Consider the following 25044-nt stretch of genomic DNA (forward strand, 5'->3'; position numbering starts at 1 on the left):
TAGATTTCCCTCTTTTTAGCTAATTTGATTTTACAGAGGCTTTCAGTATCTGTAACTAAAAGTAACTTCCAGCGTTATTATTTCTTAAATTCTGCTAGAATAATGCTATTCTTCTTATATTCGGAACTTATTTTGAAATCATGAAACTTAAATACCTACTTCTGCTGTTGGCGGCAGGAAAATTATCTGCTCAACAAATATCAGGAACAATTGTTACTGAAAAGCGTTCTCCGGTTTCCGATGCAAGAATCGGAGTTGAAAATACAGATATTGGAGATGTTACAGATAGGGAAGGAAAGTACATAATCAATCTCGAGGGCATTGAAAAAAATAAAACCTTAAAAATAGCAGTGAATGGTTATGAATCCTTTCAGATGAGTGTTTCGACGTTTGAAGCATTGGAAAACCATACGATTGTTCTTAAAGAAAAGACTATTGAAATAGATAAGGTGGAAATTACCCCTAAAAAATACATTCTGAAAAATTTTGGAACCAGAAATGCAAAGAGAAGTTACTGCGGCTATAACTCGGAAGATCCATCAAAATTATTCAGGGAATACGCTATAAGGGTTAAGAATACTAAAAAAGTTAAGATGAAGGAGATAAATGTTAACCTGGCCTTTTTTACATTGGAACAGCCTGTTACATTGATCTTTGATATTCAAAAATCTGAAAATGGTTTTCCGGGGGAATCTTTGGCCAATGAAACGCTGAAAATGACTGTTACCAAGGACGATATTAAAAATAATACGGTTTCTCTTGATGTGAGTGATAAAGGAATCTGGACTAATGAAGATTTTTTTGTGTCAATGAGAGTTTCTGAAGATTTTAAAGGAAAGCTTTACCTGGCTGGAAATATTTTTGCTTTTTCAAAGAATACTTATTACAGAAACTATTTTGGAGAATGGAAGAAATTTTCAGCGGGTGAACCTTCCATTAATGTGAATGTTCTGGTAGAAAAATGAAAATTCTAAATGTCTTTCTTAGTTTAATCCACTTCTAAAAGCTTTTTTAAATACAAAGCATTATTGATGGCCGCTGTTCCCCAGGTATTATTGAAAAATATAAAGACTTTCTTTTCCGCTTTGAGTATTTCTTCCGCAAGGCCATCAAGGAAGCTATAACTATATTCAGATTTGTAAAGGATAGGTTTTCCGTGAAGCCTGTAATAAAGAATTTCAGGATGATTAATGATGATATCCTGCGGGAGATCGCCCGGAAAGCTGACACCGGAAAAAATAATCTTGTGTTCTTTTAATAAGGTAAAGATATTTTCCTGCCACCAGGAATGATGACGGAACTCAATGACATTAATATATCCGAAATTAATATTGTTGAGGATCAGGTCCAGATTTTCCGGAGAATTTTTAAAAGAAGGCGGGAACTGATATAAAAACCCGGAAAGCTTTTCTTTTAAATGATCAGCAATATGGCTGCAGAATTCTGTAATCTCTTCTTTACATGCTTTCAGACGTTTTTCATGCGAAATGATTTTTGGGATTTTGATGAAAAATCTAAAATGATCAGGGGTTTCATCATGCCATTTCAGAAGAGTTTTAGCAGTTGGCTTACGGTAAAAAGTTGAATTGATCTCCACCGAATTAAAGACTTGTGAATATAAAGTAAGAAAGTCTTTACTTTGGGCATTTTCAGGATATAATGACCCTTTCCAGTCATTATTATAAAATCCCGAACATCCAATGTAAAGACTTTCTTTTTTCATGTGATGTAAAATTGAGGTTAATAAACCGTTTTTATCTCTGCTTAATATCCAGATCTACAGAATTTAATCTTAATGAATTCAGGATCACAGATAAAGAACTGAAACTCATGGCTGCTGCAGCAATCATAGGAGACAGCAGAATTCCAAAGAAAGGATACAATAATCCTGCCGCAACCGGAACTCCCAATACATTATAGATGAATGCAAAGAATAGATTTTCTTTAATGTTTTTAAGAAGTTTTTCACTCAGAAGTTTTGCTTTGGCTACTCCTAAAATATCTCCTTTCAAAAGGGTGATTTCTGCGCTTTCAATGGCTACATCAGTTCCTGTTCCCATAGCGATTCCAACATCAGACTGGGCTAAAGCAGGGGAGTCGTTGATTCCGTCCCCGGTCATGGCTACAATCTTACCTTGCTGCTGTAGTCTTTTTACTTCGTTTAATTTATCTTCAGGAAGGCAGTTGGCTTTGAAATGTTGGATGCCCAGCTCATCGGCAACTGCTTTTGCTGTGTGTTCATTATCTCCGGTCATCATAATGACATCAATTCCTTCATCCATCAGCTGTCTGACTGCTTTTTTGGAGCTTTCTTTAATCTTATCCGTAAAGCTGATGAAGCCCAATACGGTTTGATCCTGTGCAATATAAGAAATGGTGTGCGCCTTTGACTGTACTTCTACCGCTTTTTGCTTTAAATGTTCAGGAATGCTGAGATTATGGCTGGTCAGAAGGCTTTCGTTTCCTAAATAAACTGTTTTTCCATTGATATTTCCTTTTACACCTTTTCCGGAAATATTTTTAAAATGATCCACTTTTTCGGCAGAAATATGCTCTTCTTTTGCTCTTTTGATTACGGCGTTCGATAATGGATGTTCTGAATTCTGATTCAGTGAAAATGCCAGTTTCATCATCTGGTTTTTGTCTTCACTGCCGGTTGTTTCAATATATTCCACAGACGGTTTTCCTTCTGTAAGAGTGCCGGTTTTATCCGTAATTAAAACATTTACTTTATTCATCTGCTCAAGGGCTTCCGCATTTTTGATCAGGATTCCGTTTTTGGCTCCTTTTCCGATCCCTACCATTAAAGACATGGGCGTTGCAAGGCCAAGTGCACACGGACAGGCTACAATTAAGACCGCTACGGCGTTAACAAATGCGAAAAGGCTTCTTTTTCCTTCCGGTCCGAAAAATTGCCATAGAACAAATGTAAGCACCGCAATCAGAATAACTACCGGAACAAAAACTTTGGAAACTTTATCGGTTAGTTTTTGAATAGGAGCCTTACTTCGGCTGGCTTCATTAACCATTTTAATGATTTGTGAAAGAAGGGTTTCATCACCTACTTTTTCAGCTTTCATTATAAAAACCTGATTTCCGTTGATGGTTCCCGATGAAACTTTATCATCAATATTTTTCTCTACAGGAACGGGCTCTCCGGTAATCATACTTTCATCCACTACAGAATTTCCTTCAATGATTTTTCCGTCTACCGGAATTTTTTCTCCCGGCTTTACTTTTAATAAATCACCGATTTTAACCTGGGAAAGAAGAACTTTCTTTTCCTCTCCGTTCACCATAAGATTGGCTTCATCAGGTGAAAGGTTCATCAGCTCTTTAATGGCATTTCCTGTTTTTTTATGCGCTGCTGCTTCCATAAGCTGCCCTAAAATAACCAATGTTAAAATAACACAGACCGCTTCAAAATATAATGGAATCTCATGATTATGTCCACGGATTTCATGCGGGATAATATCCGGAAAAGCAATAGCGGTTATACTGAAAATAAAAGCAGCTGCAACCCCCAATGCAATAAGACTGAACATGTTTAAGTTCCATGTTTTGAAAGAAATCCAGCCTCTTTTCAATAAGAACCATCCTGAATAAAACATAACAGGCAGCGTTAATATAAGTTCTATAATTCCCTGTATCTGATGAGAAAAAGGGAAATTAATAAACATTCCGCCCATCGAAAGAATGAAAACAGGAATGGTAAAAGCAAGGGAAATAAAGAATTTCTTTTTTAAGATATTATAGGTTTCGTCCTCTTCATCGTCTCCGCTGTCAGGCATTCTTACGAGGTCCATTCCACAGATAGGGCAGCTTCCCGGTTCATCGCTGATGATTTCCGGATGCATCGGACAGGTGTATTTTGCGGTTTTTTTTTCGGGGTATTTTACCAGATCCATTCCACAGACGGGACATCCTACATTGGAGTCATAGGTTTTATCCCCTTCACAGTACATCGGACAATAGTATCTTCCTGCCATTTCATCTGTTACTGTCGGTGCTTCATGATGATGGTGTCCGTGATGATGGTCGTGTGAATGCGAATGTGAATGGTTGTGTTGTGAAGCATTCTTTACCAGTTCTTCAGTGATGGGCTCCAGGTGAATATGGCAAACCGGGCAGCCTGTATCTGAATTGTAGGTTTTATCCCCTTCACAGAACATTGGGCAATAGTATTTTCCAATATTATTTTTAAAACTTTCCGGTAGGTTTGATGAAGAGTAAGTAGGTTTGTGATTGGGATCTTTAGCGTGTTTTTCTTCAATAGGTACGAGGTACATACTGCAAACCGGGCATCTTTCACCTTGTTTAAAGTATACTTTATCTTCTTCACATTCCATCGGGCAATAATATACTGAAGAAGGGGAAACTCTGTCCTGAGGCTTTACAAATGCCTTTTCCGGTTTTTCCGGGTCTTCCAGTCTGTATTTTCCTATTTCTGATAAAGCCTGATTTAAAGCTGAAAGCTCAATTTCGTGATCGGAAGTGATGGTTGCTGTACTGTTTTCCAGATTCACATCGGCTTTAACACCGTGAACACTGTTGAGCTTTTCTGAGATTTTTTTCTGACAGCCGGAACACGTCATTCCGAGGATATTATATTGTCTTTCCATGATCCTTGAATTTTATAGTACAAATTTCCAAAAACGGAACTTAAGCCTGTTATAAATTTAAGGATAATAGTTATAGAATTAGGAAAGGTTATTGAGATGAGGGTTTTATAGGTTTAGAAAAGAAAAAGAATTTGAGAGAGTGGGGAAGCCTGTGAGACTGTTTTCCCTTTAAAATAATTATTTTACTCATATTATCTCTCTCAAACGATCTGATTTTAGATTTTCTTTTTACTTAGACGCTGTCCAGCGGTTTCCTGTGATGATCTTTAAGTTTTTTGAATTCAGTAGGAGTAAAGCCTGTAATGGTACGGAATTGTGTAGACAGGTGCTGAACACTTTTGTAACCAAGCTTGCCTGCAATTTCCGTAAGGTTGAACTCATTATACAACAGAAGCTCCTTGACTTTTTCAATTTTCTGCAGGATAAAAAACTGTTCGAGCGTGATATTTTCGTTTTGAGAAAAAGTTTTTGAAAGAGAGCTGTATTCTTTATGAAGTTTTGAACTTAAATATTCAGAGAGGAGAAAGTTTTCGTCAATATCCATCCCGCTGATCTTGATGATGATGATGTTCTTAATCTTATCAACCAGCTGATGGGCAGAATCTTTAATCCTTTCAAAGCCTGTTTCCAGCAGTTTTTCTTCAATCTGATGCATAACTCCATCTGGAATTTCAGCTTCTGTTTCGGCTTCTCCAAGAATAACTGAATGAAGCGGCGTCCCGGCATCGTTAAATATTTTTTCAACGGCAGCAATACATCTGTTGCATACCATGTTCTTGATGAAGATCTTCATGGCTTGCTCAGTCTGTCTTTCACAAATTCAATCTGGGTTTTTCCGTGAGGAGCCGGATTTCCGTCAGCATCAAGGTTTACCATAACAATTTTATCAACGGTGATAATGGTCTGATGGGTCATTTTGTTGCGGACATCACATCTTAAGGTAATGGAAGATGATCCGAAATGTACAGCTTCAATTCCTATTTCAATAATATCTCCCTGTTTGGCAGAGCTTACGAAATTGATCTCTGAGATAAACTTCGTAACTACTTTTGTGTTTTCCAGCTGGATGATGGCGTATAGAGCAGCTTCTTCATCAATCCATTGAAGAAGTCTTCCTCCAAAAAGTGAATGATTGGGATTCAGGTCTTCGGGTTTTACCCATTTTCTGGTATGGTAGTTCATGTCTTTAATAATTTGCACGACAAATTTAGTGTTTAAAACCGGGTTTATCAAGGAAATACTATTTACTGATCTGAAGAAAACCATTCATTTTCTCAATCATTTTCTTTTGGAGCGCATTGCTTTTACTTTAACAACTGAGCTGTCATTTAACAATTGCTGGTATTCCTGGCTTTCTGCGGGATAAACAGCTACTTTTCCTTCCTTATTATGATGAAACCCGAATCCGTAGCGTTTGGCTAACGGAGAAGATCTCAGACATGGCTGCCCTTTTGAGAAAAACCTAATTCTTTCTGATTCTTTTTCACTTTCAGTAATATCATTCTTTAAAGCATAGCATTCAAAAATAATATCATCTGACGAAAACTGATACGGATGTCCGGAAATTATTCCATACTGAAGGCTGGCTAATGTTTTTTCTTTCTTTTCAGGCGGGATTTGTGCCTGAGACACGGGGCAGTCTTCCGCCGTTTCAATAAGAGTATTGAGGTAATTGGTGGTATGCTGTTTCACATCAACGGATTTTTAATGACTCTAATATAATCTAAATTGGGATAAGATTATAGGAGGGAAGTAGTTGGCCTCAGATCACAAGTTCATGCTTCCCTCTTTCAGGGTATGATTTCTTATTCCTTATATTCCAGGATGTCTCCGGGCTGGCATTCGAGGGCTTTGCAGATGGCTTCAAGAGTACTGAATCTTATGGCTTTTGCCTTTCCGGTTTTCAGAATAGAAAGATTGGAGAGTGTAAGATCTACTTTTTCCGAAAGTTCGTTCAGTGACATTTTTCTTTTGGCCATGATGACATCTAAATTTACAATAATCGGCATAACTTATATGGTTAATTCATTTTCAGACTGAAGTTCAATTCCTCTTTTAAATACCTGGGCAATGATAAAGATAATTCCTCCGAAAAACAGATATTCAGATCCGGAACCTATAAATTCATACAGATTGGTAATGGGAGAAATCCCGGTTGTTACAGAATCTTTATCAAAAAAATAAGACTCGGCAATAAGGGAAATAAGACCTATTGAAAGGGCTGCATAGCTAATTTTAGTAATCATTATTCTGATATCCTCACTAAAAGGTGCTGCGAGATTGAGCTTCAGGAAAATTTTCACCACAAAATAGGTAAGGTAGGCTTTGTAGCAGGCAAGGAAAATAATAGTGGTCATTATCTGATAATACAGCTGTGAATTAGATTGATACAGATTGTAGAAACTAATGCCTTTATAGAGCTTTTTTGCTGCTTCGGGATTAACTACAGTGATAATGTATGAACAGGTTAATGCTCCTGCGGTAATACATGCTCCGATAAAAACGATCCATGAAATAACATTCATGATCGAAAGAACTCGTTTAGTGTTGGTTTCCATTGTTTTCATATTTAAGAAAAATTTATGAAAACAAATATCGGTAAATATTTATTGAAAAACAATAAATATTTTTCTTTTTTCAATTAATTATATTTTTGAATTCAACATAATGTGAGAAACACTGTAAAAAAAGCTTTGATTTGAAATTTTTAATTGTATCTTGCATACGTTTATATTTGGAATCAATATTTGTTCATTAATTTATGTTGTTTTTCTTTTATATACCCAAATTTTTATTAATTTTTTAATTTTATTTAAAATGAACATTTTTGTTTCAAACATCAATTACGCAACTAAAGAATATGAGTTGCATGATCTATTTGCAGAATTCGGTGACGTATCATCAGCTAAAATCGTTACTGACAGAGAAACTGGCCGTTCAAGAGGTTTTGGTTTCATCGAAATGGGTGATGAAGAAGGAAAGCAGGCAATTGAGGCTCTTAATCAGAAAGAATTCAACGGAAAAACTTTGAACGTATCTGAGGCTAAGCCAAGAGAAGAAAAGCCAAGAAGAAGCTTCGACAACAACAGAGGCGGAGGTTACGGAAATAACAACAACAGAGGCGGAGGCTATGGTAACAACAACCGTGGCGGAGGCGGAAATCGTTGGTAAAAATATAAGCGGCTTTTTTAAGCCGCTTTTTTTATGTCTGTTTTTAAATGGTTGGATTTAGCTCGGTCAAAAAACTAACTGATTGTCAACACTCCTTCCGCGAACCTACATTATATAGAGAGATTAATCTTTTTTCTTCTTTTTCTTCTTCTCTTTACTATCCTTGCTTTTCTCTTTTTCCTTTCCTTTCTTCCCTTTTTTAGGATTGAGTACTTCTTCAGCAATTTCAAATTTAGGTTCTTCAGCTTTGGCTGGCTTTATTTCTATTTTAAGGTCAAAATAACCCTTCAGGTCATTTTGTGAGATTAAATTTTCGTTAAATAAAAACTCAAGAATTTCCTTTCCGGAATCATTGAAAAAATGATGAGCAAGTTCTTTCAGTAAAAATTTCCTGTATTCTTCCATAGGAACAATCACGGAATATTTGAATATTCTGCCTTCTTTTTCTGTAGTAAGATACCCTTTTTCAACAAGTATTTTTAAATAAGTAGAAGCCGTATTTTGATGAGGTTTAGGCTCAGGATGCTGCTCCATAACGTCTTTCAGGTAAAAAGATTCCAGCTTCCAAAACAGTTTCATAAAGTTCTCTTCCGCAGACGTAAGATGATTAATTTTCATAGATGTTCTTAATGTTGAAATTGTATATCGCAATAAAGATAAACAAAAGATACCAGAAATGCTATTCCGGCCCCCATAAATACTTCTTTTATTGTATGTCTTTTTAATATAATTCTTGTAATTCCTACCAGTGTGGCGATGCCCAGCCAGACAAGGCCCATCTTCCAGTCTAGTGTAAAAAATAAGGCAGCCACAAATATATTGAAAGAAGTATGCATGGAACTTTTAATGAAAAAATTACTGATCTGCATGGTGATGAGAAGGATCAGAATAAACAGCATAACCAGATCGATGTATCCATTCCTTATATAGTGAAAAATAAGATAACTCATTAGACAGCCTGCTACAAATATATATAAAGTTTTCCTTTGTACACGGTCAGATACATCCATATTGGTGTATCTTCCTGTTTTTACATTCCAGATCAGCCAGATAATGACAGGAATAATAGTCATTAAAAGAATAGGAACAAAATAAAACAGAGAATCTTTAAGTGAATATTCTCTTACACTCATATAAAGGTAGAAAATAAACAGAGAAACTAAAGGGTTGAAAAAATCAGAGATGACTTTTGAAATTTTATGTACCAATGACGGCTGTTTTTCTTCCATGTTTAAGTTTAAAATTCAAATATAACACTATAAGCAAAAAAACAATTAGTATGTATACGATAAAAACAAAGTTTTTTTTATAATTTTGCTCAAATATTTCATCATAAATAAGCAAGAGCTATCACATGAAAGAATTTTCTAAAGAGGTATACCTGAAGTGGTATGAAGATATGACTATGTGGAGAAGGTTTGAAGACAAATGCCGTTCTCTTTATCTAAAACAAAAGATCAGAGGTTTTTTACATTTGTATAACGGCCAGGAAGCTATTCCTGCCGGCTTCACGCATGCAATGGATTTAACGAAGGACAGTATGATTACAGCTTACAGATGTCACATCCATCCAATGGCGATGGGCGTAGATCCTAAGAGAATCATGGCTGAACTTTGCGGTAAAGCTACCGGAACATCAGGAGGTATGGGTGGTTCTATGCACATTTTCAGCAAAGAGCACCGTTTCTACGGAGGTCATGGTATTGTAGGTGGACAGATTCCTTTGGGAGCAGGTATTGCTTTTGCAGATAAATATTTTGACAGAAAAGCGGTGAATATCTGTTTCTTCGGAGATGGTGCTGCCAGACAGGGGTCTTTACATGAAACATTTAATATGGCAATGAACTGGAAGCTTCCTGTAGTATTTGTTGTAGAGAACAACCAATATGCAATGGGAACTTCTGTAAAAAGAACAGCCAACCACGAAGATATTTATAAACTGGGTCTTGGATATGAAATGCCTTGTCTTGCAGTAGATGCAATGGATCCTGAAAAAGTGGCTGAAGCTGCTTATGAAGCGATAGAAAGAGCAAGAAGAGGAGACGGACCTACATTCATTGAAGCAAGAACATACCGTTACAGAGGACACTCTATGTCTGATGCTGAACCTTACCGTTCTAAAGAAGAAGTAGCGGTTCATAAGAATGATGATCCTATCGAACTGGTAAAACAGAGAATTTTGGCTAACGGATGGGCTACAGAAGAAGAGTTGGAGACTATGGATAACAAGTCAAGAGATTTTGTTGAAGAATGTATCGAATTTATGGAAAATTCTCCATATCCGGATGCTGAAAAAATCTATGAGTATGTGTATGCTCAGGAAGATTATCCATTCTTAGATAAATTAGAAAATTAATAAATAAAAATTAATTTGAAATTTGAAGTTTGAAATTTCCGAATTCTCAAATCTCAAATCTCGAATCTCAAATCAATATAGATTATGGCAGAAGTAATTACGATGCCCCGCCTTTCCGACACTATGACGGAAGGTAAAGTGGCGAAATGGCATAAAAAAGTAGGTGATAAGGTAAAAGAAGGAGATATTTTAGCTGAAATTGAAACAGATAAAGCTGTTCAGGATTTCGAATCTGAAGTAGAAGGAACTCTTTTATACATAGGAGTAGAAGAAGGCGGTGCAGCTGCTGTAGACTCTGTTTTGGCTATTATCGGAAATGAAGGAGAAGATATTTCAGGATTAACGGGAGGAACAGCTACTCCCAGTGCTGGCTCCGAAGAAAAAAAATCAGAAGAGCCTAAAACAGAAACTCCTGCATCTGCTGAGCAGACTGTAGCAGAAGTTCCGGCTGGGGTAGAAGTGATTACTATGCCAAGACTGTCTGATACAATGACAGAAGGTAAAGTAGCTAAGTGGCATAAAAATGTAGGCGATACTGTAAAAGAAGGTGATCTTCTTGCGGAAATCGAAACTGATAAAGCAGTACAGGATTTTGAATCCGAATTCAACGGAATATTATTGAAGCAAGGTGTAGAAGAAGGCGGAGCAGCTCCGGTTGATTCCGTTTTAGCAATTATCGGTCCTGCAGGAACAGATGTTTCAGGTGTAGGAGCTCCAAAAGCAGCTTCCCAATCATCAGAAAAACCTGCCGAACAAAAAACTGAAGCTAAAGCTGAGGAAAAAGCAGCTCCGGCTGTAAGTTCATCCTCTTCTGACAGGGTAGCAATTTCTCCTTTAGCTAAGAAAATGGCTCAGGATAAAGGAGTGGACATCCACGATATCCAGGGTTCAGGAGAAAACGGAAGAATCGTTAAAAAAGATGTTGAAAATTATCAGCCTGCTGCGAAAACAGCTGCGTCAGCTCCGGCTGCAAGTGCTGCTGCTCAGGTTGCTGTAAGCTTTGTTCAGGGTGAAGATACGGAGACACCAAACTCACAGGTAAGAAGCATTATTGCAAAACGTCTTGCTGAAAGTAAGTTCTCTGCACCTCACTACTATCTGATGGTAGAGATCAATATGGATAAAGCTATTGAGGCGAGAAAAGAGATCAACTCTATTCCTGATACCAAAATTTCTTTCAATGATATGATTATTAAGGCAACTGCAATTGCTTTAAGAAAACATCCGCAGGTAAATTCAAGCTGGGCAGGAGACAAGATCATCCACAGAGGAAATATCAATATCGGTGTAGCTGTAGCTATTCCGGACGGATTAGTGGTTCCTGTATTGAAGAATACAGATCAGATGAACTACACTCAGATCTCTGCAGCAGTAAAAGATATGGCTTCAAGAGCGAAAAGCAAAGGTCTTAAAGCAAATGAAATGGAAGGTTCCACATTCTCTATTTCCAACTTAGGAATGTTCGGAATTGAAACATTTACAAGCATCATCAACCAACCGAACTCTGCAATCCTTTCAGTAGGAGCAATCATTGAAAAACCGATTGTTAAAGACGGTCAGATTGTTGTAGGAAACACCATGAAGCTTTCATTGGCATGTGACCACAGAGTAGTGGACGGTGCTACCGGTGCTCAATTCTTACAGACATTAAGAACATATTTAGAAAGCCCATTAACTTTGTTACTGTAATTTTCTAAACTGAAAATAGTGAAGCCTCCCAATCCGGGAGGCTTTTTTTTATAGTTGCTAAATGATATTTTATTTCCATGTTATTTGAGGAATACTTATTATATTTAGTTATTGAAAAAACAAAAATGAAAAAGTTCATCCTTATTGCATCTCTCCTTCTCAATATGGTTTTATTGGCTCAGGAAATTAAAGTAGGCCAGGTCATTCCTAGTTTTACGATTAAAAGTGAAGAAGGAATGATAAGATCATCTGATCTGAAAGGGAAAGTTGTTCTGATCAATTTTTTTGCAACATGGTGCAAACCCTGTATGCTTGAGCTTCCTCATTTACAGACAGAGATTTGGGAAAAATATAAGAATGATAAAAGGTTCTCCTTACTTATCATTGGACGTGAGCATTCTCAAAGTGAAATAGCAGAATTTAAGGCAAAAAAAGGGTTTCAGCTGCCTATTTATCCGGATGAAGACAGATCTGCTTATTCTCTTTTTGCCAAAGAATATATTCCCAGAAACTATATCATGGATAAAGACGGGAAAGTGGTGTTTAGTTCTGTTGGCTTTAATGAAGCAGAATTTAAAGAAATGATAAAGAAGGTTGATGAATTATTAAGATAATATTCACTTCAATCTCATCAAAAATAAATTAGAATGTTTGCTTTGAAACATTTCGTATATTTATGTTTATTCACTATTTTTGAATCATGATTAGAGCAAGGAATATCCATAAATCATATGGGAATTTAGAAGTACTGAAAGGAGTTGATATCCACATTAAAACAGGTGAAGTGGTGTCTATCGTTGGAGAATCAGGAGCAGGAAAATCTACACTTTTGCAGATTCTTGGAACACTGGATCTTCCAACCAATTCCAATAAATACAATACAGAAATTTCTATTGCAGGAGAATCTTTCATTAATATGAATGATAAGCAGCTTTCTAAATTCAGAAATCAGAACATTGGTTTTGTATTTCAGTTTCACCAGCTTCTTCCGGAATTTACTGCATTAGAAAATGTTCTGCTTCCAACAAAAATAGGAGGAGCAAATGAGAAAGAAGCCCTTGAAAAAGCATACGCCTTATTTGAAGATCTTAGGATAGAGCAAAGGCTTCATCACAAGCCTAATCAGTTATCAGGAGGAGAAGCACAGAGGGTTGCTGTTGCCAGAGCTTTGATCAATTCACCGAAGATTATTTTTGCCGATGAGCCTACCGGAAATCTGGATTCAAAGAATGCCGATGATCTTCACCGGTTATTTTTTGACCTTAGAGATAAATACAACCAGACTTTTGTGATTGTCACCCATAACCCGGGTCTTGCTGAAATTACAGACCGGAAATTGGTGATGAAAGACGGTATGATCATAGAATAAACCTGCTTTTGATAATGAAAAAATTGATATTCCTATTTCTTTTTATCATTTCCTGTGCTAAATTTGAGTCGCAGGGAACTCCCGTTTCCGGAGGTATTCCGAAAGAAAAGATTCTGGAAATTAAAAGTTTTCTGAAGGGCAAAAATTACAATCAGGATATCGCGGTTTTTATCAACTTTAAAACCTATTCAGGACAATACCGTTATTTTGTGTATGACCTGAAAAACAATAAAATACTACAGAAAGCAATCGTTTCTCACGGTTCCGGTTCTGTAGTACGGAATTCAGAGGCTTTAGTATTCAGTAATACGGAAGGATCCTATCAATCTTCCCTTGGAAAATATGAAATTCTGCAGAGCTATAACGGAAAATTCGGTAAAGCTTACAGGATGAACGGTCTCGATGCTTCCAACAGCAGAGCTATGGAACGGGCAATTGTATTACACTCACTGGGATGTGTTCCGGATAAAGAATCATCATCTCCGGCCTGTTTAAGCTTAGGCTGTCCCATGCTCTCGGTAAATGCTTTCAATGAGACTGCAAAATACCTTGATCAATCTAAATATCCGGTTATTTTATACGCTTTCTATTAACAATCTATAACTCATCATTTATACCCTAAAAAAATGCCCATAAAACTTCTTGCCGAAGATGACAGACCCAGAGAGAAATTTTTGCTGAAAGGCCGAAATTCACTTTCTGATTCTGAATTACTGGCTATTATTATGGGAAGCGGAAGTAAAGATGAAACGGCTGTAGAACTGGCAAGAAAGATTCTTTCTTCAGTAAACAACAGCTGGCATCAGCTAAGTCAGCTTTCTACCAAAGAATTGATGAAGTTCAAAGGGATAGGAGAGGCTAAAGCCATTTCTATTATCGCAGCCCTAGAGATCGGGAGAAGAAGAGCTGTTCAGGATATTCCGGAAAGAGCCGTGGTTGTAAATAGTAATGATGCCTATCTTTTATTAAAAAATCAGCTGTCAGATCTGAGAACCGAAGAGTTTTGGGGAATATTTCTTAACCAGAGCAACAAAGTCATTCATATTGCCCAGCTGACTCAAGGAGGCATAAGCCAGTCTATCGTAGATGTAAGAATATTATTCAAGACCGCTCTGGATCATTTTTCAACAGGGATTATTATCGCGCACAATCATCCTTCAGGAAGCCTGAAGCCCAGCAAAGAAGACTTACATATTACACAAAAAATAAAAGAGGCTGGGAAAATACTGAGCATCCAGCTTTTAGACCACATTATTATTACGCAGAACTCATACTTTAGTTTCTCAGATGATGGATTATTATGATTAGAAGAGTGAAATATAACGAGATTGATTTCGTAAAATATACAAAATGCCTGGAAAATTCTGAACAGAGAAACTGGTATGCCAGAAAGGAAATTTTAGATCAGCTTTCAGGCAGCTGGCATGTCCTGGTTTATGGAGATTATGAAGCGGTAATGCCTGTTCATATAGATCGAAAAGTAGGAATTAATTTCGTTAATATGCCACTTTTCTGTCAGCAGCTTGGGGTTTTTTCAAAAGCTGATGATTCAGGAATCAATGATCTGTTTTTACAGTTTTTAAAAAAGAAATATATTCTTTTTCTCTATTCATTTAATCAGCATAATACATTTTCATCGGAGCCGGAAAAAAGAAAAAATTACATTATTCCCATTTCTGACTATGTCCTGTTAAGAAGAAAAAAATACTTTAAAGGAAGAAAATCTACCGCTAAAATGGCTCAGCACCTTCATTATAAGGAAATCGAGCTTAATGACCAGAGCATTCTTTTTTTTCGCAGTAATTTAAAAGGACTTTCCAAAGAATCGGATTGGCAGAAACTTAAAAATTATCTGTTCTTTCTTTCCGAAAATAATTCCCTTAAGCTCTGCGGGGCATTTTTTAATGATATATTAATCAGCCTGGCTGTTTTAGTTTCAGACAAAGAACAGTTTTCTTTGCTAAGTTTGGTCAATGATGAAAAATATAAAAATGAAAATGGGGCTTCTTTTGTAATCGACAGAATTCTGAATCTGTATATTCATGAAAAATCATTCAATTTCATGGGAAGCAATATCCGGGGAATTCAGGTTTTTTTCAAAAGTTTTGGAGCAGAACTTCATGAATATGGTGTTATTGAAAATAAATTTCTTAAAAGGTTTTATTAGACAATTTTGAACGCAGGACGTTACTCAGACCTATAAGCCTGTTTCTGCTCGTTAAATTTTTTCAGTAGAGATAATTTTTTTTAACTCATTGAAAATTAAATGTATATATTTTCTTGTTTAAGAGGGTATCCGAATTTATTATTTCATAGCTTAATCCTCACAAATTTGTGATTTTTTTCTCTTACAAAGTTTTTGTAAGGTAAATAGTTGTATATTCATGGTGTAAAAAAGCTAAATAAACCATAAAACTTAAATTTAATCATCATGAAAAAAACATTCATTTTGGCGGCTATTGCTATGGCTGCATTCTCAAATGCCCAATCAACATGGAATCTACTAGGAAATTTAGGAACCTCTCCGGGTAAAGAATATATCGGAACAAGAGATGAGCAGGATCTGGTTATAAAAACAATGAGTACTGAGCGGATGAGAATTCATGCGAAAGGAAGCATAGGAATCAATACAGCTCCTGATCCTAACTACATTTTTAAGGCAATGGGCAGGTCCCAATTCATTTCCACCACCACTTCTGATACATTTCAGGTACTGAATCACGGAGCCAATGTTGGGAATGGCTCTTCTTTGGTGTGGCTGTCGTACAAGGAATATCAGCCCAATAATCCAGGGATTTTTGATGTCTCAGGAATAACAAGCCTTAACGGTCCTTTTGAAAGTATCTTATCATTGAAAGCAAACGGTAAAATGGTTTTAGGACCTTCAAGTCTTACTTTCAACTGTTCTGACTGTAACGATTACAGATTATTTGTGAAAAACGGAATCAGAACTGAAAAAATAAAGGTTGACATTGCAGCAGACAACGGCTGGGCAGATTATGTCTTCGAAAAAGACTATAAACTGATGCCATTGAATGAATTGGATAAGTTCATCAGTGAAAACGGCCACCTTCCGGAGGTACCTACTACAGAAGAAGCTATCAAAAACGGGGTGGAGCTGAAAGAAATGAATATTCTCCTGCTTAAAAAAGTAGAAGAATTAACACTATATATGATTCAGCAGAGTAAAGAGATCAAGGAATTAAAAAATAAAGTACAGCAATATGAAAAATAAAGTATTAATTGCTGCATTTTCTTTATGGTCCGCCTTATCTTTTGCTCAAAATAAAGCCTACTATATAGAAATTGCAAACAACGATAATGTTCCCAAAATAAAAAGCAATGGTAAAAACCTGTTTTTAGAACATACCGACAGATCTGTTACACAAGTTTTATCGAAATATGAAATCTATAAATTTGAAAAAGCTTTTCCCCTGGCAGTTACCCCATTTCTGCAGAGAATATATCTGCTGGAGGTTAATAAAAGTGAAGTTTTCGAGGATTTAAAGCAATTCAGTAGATATTTTCCTCTGATAGAAGAAACCCGTAAACCGGAAATTTTATATACCCCGAATGATTATCATTATCCCATTGGAAGCTCAGCTCCCCGCAAAAGTCTTGATCTCATCAATATAACAAATGCCTGGGATTACACTCATGGAGATCCTAATATTAAAATAGGAATATGTGATACCCCTATCAGGCTTACCCACGAAGATCTTGTAGGAAAAGTAACCAGCCTGGATACTTATACCTATCCGGATTCTCATGGAACAGCAGTAGCAAGCCACGCTGCGGCAAATACCGATAATGGTAAGGGAATCCCTGGAACCGGGTTTAACTCTACTGTACTTTATAAAATGAACAATAGTGTTAACGGATTATTGGAATTATCAAAAAAAGGAGCAAGAGTAGTTAATGCCAGCTGGCATAACGGATATTGTGCACCAAGTACTATTGAACAAAGCGTTATTGATGAAATATATGCTAATGGAACAGTAGTTATTGCAGCGGCAGGAAATTCATCTACCTGTGGAGGTCCTTTCACTTATGTATATCCTGCAAGTTACAATCATGTGATCAGTGTTTCTACCGTGGGACATGAAGATGTAGGCTTTACTTACAACAATATTCCGATGATCTGGAAAGATCGAGTAGAACATAACATCGGAGATCCTGCAACCATTAACAGAGTGAACGATAAAGTGGATGTGTATGCTTCAGGATATAATGTTCTGGGAGCAACTGCAGAAAGTGACACTTCTTATGGAGGCGCGTGGGGAACTTCTTTATCAGCCCCGCAGATATCAGGTGTTGTGGCCTTATTATTTTCAGCTAATAATTGTTTGAATGCAGATGAAGTAGAGTCTATTCTGAAATTAGGAGCATCCGATCTTGATACCATTCCGGAGAACCTTCCATACGTCGGAAGAATGGGAGCGGGTAGAATTGATGCGGGAAAATCAACTAAACTGGCCTGGCAGATGAATCCGGTAAACGGCGGTGAGATGCTGGTTTCAGGAAGAGATTTTAACCGATATAGTTTTGAGCTGATTAATTCTCCTCAGAAAGTAAGAATAAAAGATCAGTCATTTGTAAACCAATCTGAAATTACCATTAAAGCAAAAGACTATATCCTTCTGGAAAATAATGTTGTATTGGCACCGGATCCTGGGAAATCAAATTACCTTTATATTGGCGATAATTCATGTTATACCTTCGCACCGGTGGCCACTAAAGCTTCTGAAACAGAACGAAACAGCAAATTATCAGATGTGCAGATCGCAGAAAGTAACCTTTTGGCTGTTGAAGTGTATCCTAATCCGTCATCAGGACTTATTTACTTTAAAAACCTGGAAAAGATCAGTGCTGGCGAAAAAATATCTGTAGCAGTTTATGATCTTTCGGGAAGACTGGTCATCAATAAACCGAATCTATCCGTATTAGGTATTGTACGTAACGGGTTTGATATAAGCGAATTAAAACAAGGCTCCTATTTGGTTGAACTGAGTTCAGGTAAAGAAAAAGTCAATAAGAAAATTATTAAAAAATAACTAAACAGACAGTCGGAGCTTTCCGGCTGTTTTTTTTTTTCTCTTTCCCAATTCCTGAAGGTTATTTTCCTGTATAAGGTTTAAAAAATTTCTATTAACGGATATATGCAAAAAATCTTTAGAACCCGGAAAATAATTAGTAATTTTGCGGTCTAAAATTATGACTAGTTTTTCAGGATATTTACCTTATGCTTTTGCATTGATTATTGCAATTCCTTTTCTGGTTTTGCTGAGACAATTTGTACATACCTATATTACCCTTAAAAATCAGGAGATCAAACTTCTTTCCGTAAAATCGAATACAGAAAACAAAACCCATTCTTATGAAAGGATGACTCTCTTTCTGGAAAGAATGAAACCTTCCAATCTTATTCAGAAATTTGATAAAGATCTTGCGGTTCATGAATTTATTTTCCTTACTGAAAAAGCAATCAATGAAGAATTTGAATATAACTCTTCACAGCAGCTTTATCTGACAAAAAATTCATGGAAGAATATCGTGGATTCTAAGAATGCAGTGATTGATCTGCTTCATAAAACGTATGAAGGGTTGAAAGGAAATGCTGATCTGGATGAATTCAAGACCATTTTCATCATGAATTACATGGAAAGTGAAGATTATATTGCCGATACAATAGAAGATCTTCGAAGAGAAATTTTAATAATAACTTAAAAAATAACAGATAAATAATGATTCCAAATTTTAAAGCACATCCATGGCATGGAATTACTGCGGGAGAAGATGCGCCAAATGTTGTAAACGTATTTGTGGAAATCGTTCCTTCAGATACCATTAAATATGAAGTTGACAAAGAAACAGGATTTTTGAAGGTAGACAGGCCTCAGAAATTTTCCAATATTATCCCTGCTTTGTATGGTTTTGTTCCAAGAACATACTGCCATAATGAAGTAATGAAACTTGCTGTAGAAGCAGGAGCAGATGATGTAACCATGGGAGATCATGACCCTCTTGATATTTGTGTATTAAGTTCGCACAACATTCACTCCGGAGGAATATTAATGGAAGCTATTCCAATCGGTGGATTTAAAATGATCGATGGAGGAGAAGCAGATGACAAAATTGTTGCCGTAATGATCGGAGATCATGCTTTCGGACACTTCAGAGATATCTCTGAGCTTCCTGAAGCTGAAGTAAAAAGATTAATGCACTACTTCCTTACGTATAAAAATTTACCGGATGAGCCTGCAAAATGCAGAATCCATGAAATTTACGGAGCGGAGCACGCTAAAAAAGTGATCAAAGCTTCTCAAACAGATTATGCCAATAAATTTGGCGGATAATATTCGCTGATTTTTATTATAGAAAAAGGGTAAACGATTCTTCGTTTATCCTTTTTTATTGGCTGTTTACAGGGATCAGGTCCAACACTTTTCCAACGCCGCAACTTTAAACTGTTGATTTTTTTTGATGTTTTAGTGATAATTATTTATTATATTTAATTTTCTATTATCAAAAAAATATTAAACTATGGATCTATTTGTGTTAGTGCCAATTTTTGGTGTTGTTGCGCTGTTGTATACTTTTTTGCAGAGCAATTGGGTAAGCAGACAGAATGCCGGAAATGAAAAAATGAAAATAATCAGTGGACATATCGCTGATGGTGCAATGGCTTTTCTAAAGGCCGAGTACAAGATTTTAACCTATTTCGTAGTAGTAGTGGCCATCCTTTTGGCTGTAATGGGTTCCAGTAACGCCAATTCTCACTGGAGCATCGGAGTTGCTTTTGCCGTAGGAGCTGTATTTTCAGCCCTGGCAGGATTCATTGGAATGAAGATCGCTACAAAAGCCAATGTAAGAACCGCAGAGGCAGCAAAAACATCCTTATCAAAAGCACTTAAAGTATCTTTTACCGGAGGTTCCGTAATGGGAATGGGTGTTGCCGGACTGGCTGTTTTGGGCTTGGGATCCTTATTTCTGATTATTAAACAGATCTTTGCTCCGGAAGCTACTGTGGATTCCCATGAAATGGAAAGAACCATTGAAATTCTCACCGGATTTTCTTTAGGAGCAGAATCTATTGCTCTTTTTGCCAGAGTGGGAGGCGGTATCTATACAAAAGCAGCAGACGTTGGCGCTGACCTGGTAGGAAAAGTAGAAGCTGGAATTCCAGAAGATGATCCAAGAAACCCGGCTACCATTGCAGATAATGTAGGAGATAACGTGGGAGACGTAGCAGGCATGGGAGCCGATTTATTTGGTTCTTATGTGGCAACTGTATTGGCAACCATGGTTTTAGGAAGAGAAACGATTTCCAATGATGCTTTCGGTGGATTTGCCCCGATTCTTCTGCCGATGCTTATTGCGGGAACAGGAATTATATTTTCTATGATAGGAACTTTATTCGTAAGAATTAATGATAATGAAGGCTCATCTACTTCCTCTGTTCAGAATGCCCTGAATCTGGGAAACTGGGGAAGTATCGTAATCACTGCCATATCATCTTATTTTTTGGTAAATTATACACTTCCAGAAACCATGACCCTCAGAGGGCATGAATTTACAAAAATGGGCGTTTTTGGAGCAATAATGGTAGGTCTGGTTGTGGGTACCCTAATGAGTATTATTACAGAATATTATACTGCCATGGGTAAAAGACCGGTTTCCAGTATTGTGAGACAGTCTTCCACAGGGCATGCAACCAATATTATTGGCGGCCTTTCTGTAGGAATGGAATCAACGCTGCTTCCGATTATTGTGCTTGCAGGAGGAATTTACGGATCTTACTTATGTGCCGGACTATACGGAGTAGCAATTGCTGCCGCCGGAATGATGGCTACAACAGCCATGCAGCTTGCAATTGATGCCTTCGGGCCAATTGCAGATAACGCCGGAGGTATTGCTGAAATGAGTGAGCTTCCGAAAGAAGTCCGTGAAAAAACAGATATTCTTGATGCGGTAGGAAATACAACTGCAGCTACAGGTAAAGGATTTGCAATTGCTTCTGCAGCATTAACAGCACTGGCCTTATTTGCTGCTTTCGTAGGAATTGCAGGAATTGATGGTATTGATATTTACAGAGCAGATGTTCTGGCCGGATTATTTGTAGGAGGAATGATTCCTTTTATATTTTCCTCTCTGGCTATTACAGCAGTAGGACAGGCAGCCATGGCTATGGTGGAAGAAGTAAGAAGACAGTTTCGTGAAATTCCGGGAATCCTGGAAGGAAAAGCACAGCCTGAATATGAAAAATGTGTCGCCATTTCTACCGATGCCTCTATCCGGAAAATGATGCTTCCGGGGGCGATTGCTATTGTATCTCCTTTGTTGATCGGGTTTATTTTCGGACCTGAAGTATTGGGAGGTTTCTTAGCAGGAGCTACCGTTTGCGGAGTTCTTATGGGAATGTTCCAGAATAATGCCGGCGGTGCCTGGGATAATGCTAAAAAATCTTTTGAAAAAGGCGTAGATATTAACGGTCAGACCTACTACAAAGGTTCAGAGCCACATAAAGCTTCTGTAACCGGAGATACCGTGGGAGATCCGTTTAAAGATACTTCCGGACCTTCTATGAACATTCTGATTAAGCTGATGTCCATCGTTTCACTGGTAATTGCTCCAACACTTGCAGTACTGCATAAAGATAAGATTGAAGCTAACAGAAAGGCTAAGCTGGAAAGTCTTATGGGAGCATCGCAGGCACATTCCACTACCGTGAGTGCTGTTCAGGAAGCTATTCCGGGAGAAGTGAAAGGGCATCTTAATGAAAACGGAGACTTTGTATATGAAACCGGAAATGTTCAGGAAATTAAGCTGAAAGGAGGAAAAACAATTGCTATTGGTGAAGGAAGTAAACTATATCAGCTGTATAATGCAGTAGATAAGAAAGATAAATCCATTTTAGATCCCAATATCTGGTATACTATTGAAAACCTTTATTTTGAAACCGGATCAAGCGACCTGAAAGCAGGGTCTGAAGCACAGCTGAATAATCTTGCTGAGATTCTGAATGCGTATCCGGATCTTAAGATCAAATTAGGTGGATATACAGACAATACCGGAAATGAAGAAAGCAATCTGAAATTATCTAATCTGAGAGCTCAGACGGCGAAACTTAAACTTCTGGAATTGGGAATTCCGTCAGATAGGGTAGAAGCAGATGGTTATGGTTCACAGCATCCCGTATGCGCGGCTAATGATACCGATGAATGTAAAGCTAAAAACAGAAGAATTGATGTAAGAGTTCTGGCTCTGTAGCCTTGAAACGATAAAATATATTAAAAGACACCGCATTTGTGGTGTCTTTTTTAGTTTTATAGCATTGAATTAAAAATCTGTTCAATCTGCAACAATTGCGAAAAAAAATATCCAGAAAGGTTTGTGCGAAATAAAAATTAAAGATTCCTTCTCAGGTACTCCATCGCCTGAATAATCACTTCATCCTTTTTAGCAAAACTAAATCGCACATAATCTGAGTTCTGTTTTGAATGATAAAATGCAGAGAGAGGCAAACAGGCTGTTTTCTTTTCAACAGTCAGCCATTTGGAGAACTCTACATCGGTCATTGTTTTGGAAATATTTCTGAAATTAACAATTTGGAAAACACTTCCCTCTGCTTTCTGCAGGGTTTCTAAAGGAGTGTTTTGAGCCATATCATAAAACAGATCTCTCTTTTTCTGCATCAATCTTTGGTTTTCAGACGGATCAAAGACTTCCAAGTATTTTGCCAGTGCATATTGTGCCGGAGCATTGGCACTATAAGAAATATACTGCTGATAGCACCTGAACTTTGAAGTCAGATCTTCGGATGCTGCCAAATAGCTTACTTTCCAGCCGGAGGTATGAAACATTTTTCCGAAAGAAAAAATACAGAACGTTCTGTTTTTAAGTTCCGGATGCAGCAAAGAACTGTAATGCTCGACACCATCATAACAATAAGTATCATAAATCTCTTCTGAAATCAGGTAAATTTCCTGATCTTTAATCAGCTCGTACAACTGCTGCCAGTCGTTTTGTTTCCATATTTTTCCGGTAGGGTTTTGGGGTGAATTAACGATGATTGCTTTTGTCTTTTTAGAAATACATTGTTGAAACTTTTCCCAGTCTATAGTAAAATTTTGGTCGAGATCATAATAGACAGGAATACCTCCGTTGATCACTACAGATGGACCATAGGTATAATAAGAAGGCTGTATAATGATGACTTCATCTTCCTGATTCAAAACGGATTTTAGTGCAGTATGTAAAGCAAAGGTTGCACACGGGATAATCGTGACTTCAGTTTCTTTAAGCTGAATACTGTTTTTTCGCCGCCCATTAAACTGTATGATATTTTTTATAAGAAACGGATTGCCTGCCAAAGGTTCATAATGATGACTGTCATAATCTGCGGCTTCTTTTAAAAATGTTGTCAGGCGCAGATCAATGTCAAAATCGGGAATTCCTAAAGAAAGATCAAAGCTGTTATGCCTGATGGCAAGATCAGACATTTCTGTGAAAAATGAATAATGAGTAAATCCGTAAATTTTTTCCATCTATTCTGTATTTAATTCAAATATAATGAAATTAGTATCATATTTTTATACAAAACAATGTTTTAATGTGATTTGCATTGTTAATTATGTTTTTTATTGGTTATATTTTAAATTTAACTTGTTTTAAACATAGATGAAAATAAGTTTTATGATCATAATTCCCTTAAATAAAGCCAAATTGTAAGCAGTATCGTTCCGGTTAAATAAAATTTGTTATTTTTAGACAAATAATTATTCTAATGAAAAAATTACTTATACCGTTATTTTCCGCTGCTGTACTGGTAAGCTGCGGAACTGCAAAAATAGCTGAAAGAGCACCGGATCAGTCTTCTTCTTCCGCTAAAGGTGATAAAGCTTTTCTTTCTGCATATAAGTTCATTAAAGCAGATGAGTTAAAGAAAAACTTATATGTGATTGCTTCTGATGAAATGGGAGGAAGAGATACAGGAAGCCCGGGGCAGAAAAAAGCGGGTGAGTATATGATCAACTATTATAAAAGTCTAGGAATATCATATCCGAAAGCACTTGGGTCCTATTATCAAAAGGTTCCGGCTGAATTTATGAAAAAAAGAGGCGGTGGAAATCTTCCGGATTCAGAAAATATCCTTGCATTTATTGAAGGAAGTGAAAAACCTGAAGAAATTGTAGTGATTTCGGCACATTATGACCATGTAGGAACCAAGGACGGTGTGGTATATAACGGGGCTGATGATGACGGAAGCGGTACCGTAGCCGTGATGCAGATCGCCAAAGCTTTTCAGGAAGCTAAAAAAGCAGGAAAAGGACCTAAGAGATCTATTTTGTTTCTTCATGTAACAGGAGAAGAGCATGGCCTGTTCGGATCAGATTATTATACCAGCAATCCGGTGTTCCCGTTGGCGAATACCGTTGTAGATCTTAATATAGACATGATTGGGCGTGATGATCCGGATAACAGAGGAAAACAATATGTATACGTAATCGGTTCCGAAATGTTGAGCTCACAGCTTAAAGTGATTAATGAAGAAGCCAATACCAAAACCAATAATCTGGAACTGAACTATAAGTATGATGATCCGAATGATCCTCAGCAGCTGTATTACCGTTCAGATCATTATAACTTTGCTAAAAATAATGTCCCGGTAGCATTCTATTTCGACGGAATTCATGAAGATTACCACCGTCCTACAGATGATCCTGATAAAATCGACTATCCTTTGCTGGAAAAAAGAACCCAGCTTGTTTTTGCTACGGCCTGGGAAATAGCCAACAGAGCAGAAAGAATTGTTGTAGATAAAAAATAACTTTAGA

Annotated in this window: 25 protein-coding genes; 15 read left to right on the forward strand and 10 right to left on the reverse strand. The window is 37.0% G+C overall.

Annotated features, from left to right (window positions below; translation table 11 throughout):
- Window positions 1-140 precede the first annotated feature (140 nt).
- Window positions 141-965 (forward strand): carboxypeptidase-like regulatory domain-containing protein, encoded by an 825-nt coding sequence (locus J2Y40_RS15955; RefSeq protein ID WP_310000036.1) that lies wholly within the window; start codon window positions 141-143, stop codon window positions 963-965.
- 23 nt (window positions 966-988) lie between these two features.
- On the opposite strand, the gene J2Y40_RS15960 is transcribed toward J2Y40_RS15955, so the two are convergent.
- From J2Y40_RS15960 to J2Y40_RS15990, 7 genes are all read right to left on the reverse strand, one after another.
- Window positions 989-1723, reverse strand: coding sequence for a DUF72 domain-containing protein (locus J2Y40_RS15960; RefSeq protein WP_310000038.1), 735 nt, complete (start codon window positions 1721-1723; stop codon window positions 989-991).
- A 31-nt stretch (window positions 1724-1754) separates the two neighbouring features.
- Window positions 1755-4622 (reverse strand): heavy metal translocating P-type ATPase, encoded by a 2868-nt coding sequence (locus J2Y40_RS15965; protein ID WP_310000040.1) that lies wholly within the window; start codon window positions 4620-4622, stop codon window positions 1755-1757.
- Between the two features lie 232 nt (window positions 4623-4854).
- Window positions 4855-5415 (reverse strand): AraC family transcriptional regulator, encoded by a 561-nt coding sequence (locus J2Y40_RS15970; protein ID WP_153391894.1) that lies wholly within the window; start codon window positions 5413-5415, stop codon window positions 4855-4857.
- Entirely contained in the window at window positions 5412-5804 is a 393-nt protein-coding gene (locus J2Y40_RS15975; RefSeq protein WP_062699151.1) for an acyl-CoA thioesterase, read from the reverse strand. The genes J2Y40_RS15970 and J2Y40_RS15975 overlap by 4 nt, the downstream gene beginning before the upstream one ends.
- A 96-nt stretch (window positions 5805-5900) precedes the next feature.
- Window positions 5901-6314 (reverse strand): DUF6157 family protein, encoded by a 414-nt coding sequence (locus J2Y40_RS15980; protein WP_153391896.1) that lies wholly within the window; start codon window positions 6312-6314, stop codon window positions 5901-5903.
- A gap of 113 nt (window positions 6315-6427) precedes the next feature.
- A complete protein-coding gene (locus J2Y40_RS15985; protein WP_153391897.1) occupies window positions 6428-6631 on the reverse strand; it encodes a helix-turn-helix transcriptional regulator in 204 nt (67 codons plus the stop codon).
- 3 nt (window positions 6632-6634) lie between these two features.
- A complete protein-coding gene (locus J2Y40_RS15990) occupies window positions 6635-7189 on the reverse strand; it encodes a DUF2975 domain-containing protein (RefSeq protein WP_153391899.1) in 555 nt (184 codons plus the stop codon).
- Between the two features lie 250 nt (window positions 7190-7439).
- On the opposite strand from J2Y40_RS15990, the gene J2Y40_RS15995 reads away from it, so the two are divergent.
- On the forward strand, window positions 7440-7793 hold the full coding sequence (locus J2Y40_RS15995) for an RNA-binding protein (RefSeq protein WP_027375202.1): 354 nt from the start codon (window positions 7440-7442) through the stop codon (window positions 7791-7793).
- A gap of 123 nt (window positions 7794-7916) precedes the next feature.
- Here J2Y40_RS15995 and J2Y40_RS16000 read toward each other — a convergent pair whose 3' ends face one another.
- Together J2Y40_RS16000 and J2Y40_RS16005 are read right to left on the reverse strand one after the other, a co-directional pair.
- A complete protein-coding gene (locus tag J2Y40_RS16000) occupies window positions 7917-8411 on the reverse strand; it encodes a BlaI/MecI/CopY family transcriptional regulator (RefSeq protein WP_153391901.1) in 495 nt (164 codons plus the stop codon).
- A gap of 8 nt (window positions 8412-8419) precedes the next feature.
- A complete protein-coding gene (locus tag J2Y40_RS16005; protein ID WP_153391903.1) occupies window positions 8420-9022 on the reverse strand; it encodes a phosphatase PAP2 family protein in 603 nt (200 codons plus the stop codon).
- Between the two features lie 125 nt (window positions 9023-9147).
- On the opposite strand from J2Y40_RS16005, the gene pdhA reads away from it, so the two are divergent.
- From pdhA to J2Y40_RS16065, 12 genes are all read left to right on the forward strand, one after another.
- Entirely contained in the window at window positions 9148-10149 is a 1002-nt protein-coding gene (pdhA, locus tag J2Y40_RS16010) for a pyruvate dehydrogenase (acetyl-transferring) E1 component subunit alpha (protein WP_153391905.1), read from the forward strand.
- An 84-nt stretch (window positions 10150-10233) separates the two neighbouring features.
- Window positions 10234-11838 (forward strand): pyruvate dehydrogenase complex dihydrolipoamide acetyltransferase, encoded by a 1605-nt coding sequence (locus tag J2Y40_RS16015; RefSeq protein ID WP_153391907.1) that lies wholly within the window; start codon window positions 10234-10236, stop codon window positions 11836-11838.
- A gap of 125 nt (window positions 11839-11963) precedes the next feature.
- Window positions 11964-12452, forward strand: a complete 489-nt coding sequence (locus J2Y40_RS16020; RefSeq protein WP_153391909.1) for a TlpA disulfide reductase family protein — start codon at window positions 11964-11966, stop codon at window positions 12450-12452.
- A gap of 86 nt (window positions 12453-12538) precedes the next feature.
- On the forward strand, window positions 12539-13207 hold the full coding sequence (locus tag J2Y40_RS16025; RefSeq protein ID WP_153391911.1) for an ABC transporter ATP-binding protein: 669 nt from the start codon (window positions 12539-12541) through the stop codon (window positions 13205-13207).
- 14 nt (window positions 13208-13221) lie between these two features.
- Window positions 13222-13800, forward strand: a complete 579-nt coding sequence (locus J2Y40_RS16030; RefSeq protein ID WP_231128613.1) for a murein L,D-transpeptidase catalytic domain-containing protein — start codon at window positions 13222-13224, stop codon at window positions 13798-13800.
- Window positions 13801-13833: 33 nt separating this feature from the next.
- A complete protein-coding gene (radC, locus tag J2Y40_RS16035) occupies window positions 13834-14511 on the forward strand; it encodes a RadC family protein (RefSeq protein WP_153391913.1) in 678 nt (225 codons plus the stop codon).
- Window positions 14508-15374 (forward strand): hypothetical protein, encoded by an 867-nt coding sequence (locus J2Y40_RS16040; protein ID WP_153391915.1) that lies wholly within the window; start codon window positions 14508-14510, stop codon window positions 15372-15374. Before radC ends, J2Y40_RS16040 begins: the two co-directional genes overlap by 4 nt.
- A 264-nt stretch (window positions 15375-15638) precedes the next feature.
- The gene (locus tag J2Y40_RS16045; protein ID WP_310000055.1) at window positions 15639-16442 is read left to right on the forward strand and encodes a hypothetical protein; all 804 of its coding nucleotides are present in this window, start codon (window positions 15639-15641) and stop codon (window positions 16440-16442) included.
- On the forward strand, window positions 16432-18261 hold the full coding sequence (locus tag J2Y40_RS16050; RefSeq protein ID WP_310000056.1) for a S8 family serine peptidase: 1830 nt from the start codon (window positions 16432-16434) through the stop codon (window positions 18259-18261). The genes J2Y40_RS16045 and J2Y40_RS16050 overlap by 11 nt, the downstream gene beginning before the upstream one ends.
- Window positions 18262-18421: 160 nt before the next feature.
- Window positions 18422-18934 carry a hypothetical protein gene (locus tag J2Y40_RS16055; protein ID WP_153391921.1) on the forward strand — a complete coding sequence of 171 codons (513 nt, stop codon included), beginning with the start codon at window positions 18422-18424 and terminating at the stop codon, window positions 18932-18934.
- 17 nt (window positions 18935-18951) lie between these two features.
- Window positions 18952-19563: an inorganic pyrophosphatase gene (locus tag J2Y40_RS16060; protein WP_153391923.1), complete on the forward strand. Its 612-nt coding sequence runs from the start codon at window positions 18952-18954 to the stop codon at window positions 19561-19563.
- Between the two features lie 187 nt (window positions 19564-19750).
- The gene (locus J2Y40_RS16065) at window positions 19751-22477 is read left to right on the forward strand and encodes a sodium-translocating pyrophosphatase (protein WP_153391925.1); all 2727 of its coding nucleotides are present in this window, start codon (window positions 19751-19753) and stop codon (window positions 22475-22477) included.
- Between the two features lie 137 nt (window positions 22478-22614).
- Here the strand turns inward: J2Y40_RS16065 and J2Y40_RS16070 are convergent, their stop codons facing one another.
- The gene (locus J2Y40_RS16070; RefSeq protein ID WP_153391927.1) at window positions 22615-23754 is read right to left on the reverse strand and encodes an aminotransferase class I/II-fold pyridoxal phosphate-dependent enzyme; all 1140 of its coding nucleotides are present in this window, start codon (window positions 23752-23754) and stop codon (window positions 22615-22617) included.
- Between the two features lie 239 nt (window positions 23755-23993).
- Between J2Y40_RS16070 and J2Y40_RS16075 the strand changes: the two genes are divergently transcribed.
- Window positions 23994-25037, forward strand: a complete 1044-nt coding sequence (locus J2Y40_RS16075) for a M28 family metallopeptidase (protein ID WP_153391929.1) — start codon at window positions 23994-23996, stop codon at window positions 25035-25037.
- Window positions 25038-25044 lie beyond the last annotated feature (7 nt).

Origin of the sequence: Chryseobacterium sp. 2987 (genome assembly GCF_031456375.1) — a bacterium.
In the GTDB taxonomy this organism is placed as follows: Bacteria; Bacteroidota; Bacteroidia; order Flavobacteriales; family Weeksellaceae; genus Chryseobacterium; species Chryseobacterium vaccae.

Excerpts from the sequence above, each read along its gene's own strand:
- J2Y40_RS15955 (WP_310000036.1), top strand. The coding sequence starts at position 141 with ATGAAACTTAAATACCTACTTCTGCTGTTGGCGGCAGGAAAATTATCT.
- J2Y40_RS15960 (WP_310000038.1), bottom strand. The coding sequence starts at position 1,723 with ATGAAAAAAGAAAGTCTTTACATTGGATGTTCGGGATTTTATAATAAT.
- J2Y40_RS15965 (WP_310000040.1), bottom strand. The coding sequence starts at position 4,622 with ATGGAAAGACAATATAATATCCTCGGAATGACGTGTTCCGGCTGTCAG.
- J2Y40_RS15970 (WP_153391894.1), bottom strand. The coding sequence starts at position 5,415 with ATGAAGATCTTCATCAAGAACATGGTATGCAACAGATGTATTGCTGCC.
- J2Y40_RS15975 (WP_062699151.1), bottom strand. The coding sequence starts at position 5,804 with ATGAACTACCATACCAGAAAATGGGTAAAACCCGAAGACCTGAATCCC.
- J2Y40_RS15985 (WP_153391897.1), bottom strand. The coding sequence starts at position 6,631 with ATGCCGATTATTGTAAATTTAGATGTCATCATGGCCAAAAGAAAAATG.
- J2Y40_RS15990 (WP_153391899.1), bottom strand. The coding sequence starts at position 7,189 with ATGAAAACAATGGAAACCAACACTAAACGAGTTCTTTCGATCATGAAT.
- J2Y40_RS15995 (WP_027375202.1), top strand. The coding sequence starts at position 7,440 with ATGAACATTTTTGTTTCAAACATCAATTACGCAACTAAAGAATATGAG.
- J2Y40_RS16000 (WP_153391901.1), bottom strand. The coding sequence starts at position 8,411 with ATGAAAATTAATCATCTTACGTCTGCGGAAGAGAACTTTATGAAACTG.
- J2Y40_RS16005 (WP_153391903.1), bottom strand. The coding sequence starts at position 9,022 with ATGGAAGAAAAACAGCCGTCATTGGTACATAAAATTTCAAAAGTCATC.
- pdhA (WP_153391905.1), top strand. The coding sequence starts at position 9,148 with ATGAAAGAATTTTCTAAAGAGGTATACCTGAAGTGGTATGAAGATATG.
- J2Y40_RS16015 (WP_153391907.1), top strand. The coding sequence starts at position 10,234 with ATGGCAGAAGTAATTACGATGCCCCGCCTTTCCGACACTATGACGGAA.
- J2Y40_RS16020 (WP_153391909.1), top strand. The coding sequence starts at position 11,964 with ATGAAAAAGTTCATCCTTATTGCATCTCTCCTTCTCAATATGGTTTTA.
- J2Y40_RS16025 (WP_153391911.1), top strand. The coding sequence starts at position 12,539 with ATGATTAGAGCAAGGAATATCCATAAATCATATGGGAATTTAGAAGTA.
- J2Y40_RS16030 (WP_231128613.1), top strand. The coding sequence starts at position 13,222 with ATGAAAAAATTGATATTCCTATTTCTTTTTATCATTTCCTGTGCTAAA.
- radC (WP_153391913.1), top strand. The coding sequence starts at position 13,834 with ATGCCCATAAAACTTCTTGCCGAAGATGACAGACCCAGAGAGAAATTT.
- J2Y40_RS16040 (WP_153391915.1), top strand. The coding sequence starts at position 14,508 with ATGATTAGAAGAGTGAAATATAACGAGATTGATTTCGTAAAATATACA.
- J2Y40_RS16045 (WP_310000055.1), top strand. The coding sequence starts at position 15,639 with ATGAAAAAAACATTCATTTTGGCGGCTATTGCTATGGCTGCATTCTCA.
- J2Y40_RS16050 (WP_310000056.1), top strand. The coding sequence starts at position 16,432 with ATGAAAAATAAAGTATTAATTGCTGCATTTTCTTTATGGTCCGCCTTA.
- J2Y40_RS16055 (WP_153391921.1), top strand. The coding sequence starts at position 18,422 with ATGACTAGTTTTTCAGGATATTTACCTTATGCTTTTGCATTGATTATT.
- J2Y40_RS16060 (WP_153391923.1), top strand. The coding sequence starts at position 18,952 with ATGATTCCAAATTTTAAAGCACATCCATGGCATGGAATTACTGCGGGA.
- J2Y40_RS16065 (WP_153391925.1), top strand. The coding sequence starts at position 19,751 with ATGGATCTATTTGTGTTAGTGCCAATTTTTGGTGTTGTTGCGCTGTTG.
- J2Y40_RS16070 (WP_153391927.1), bottom strand. The coding sequence starts at position 23,754 with ATGGAAAAAATTTACGGATTTACTCATTATTCATTTTTCACAGAAATG.
- J2Y40_RS16075 (WP_153391929.1), top strand. The coding sequence starts at position 23,994 with ATGAAAAAATTACTTATACCGTTATTTTCCGCTGCTGTACTGGTAAGC.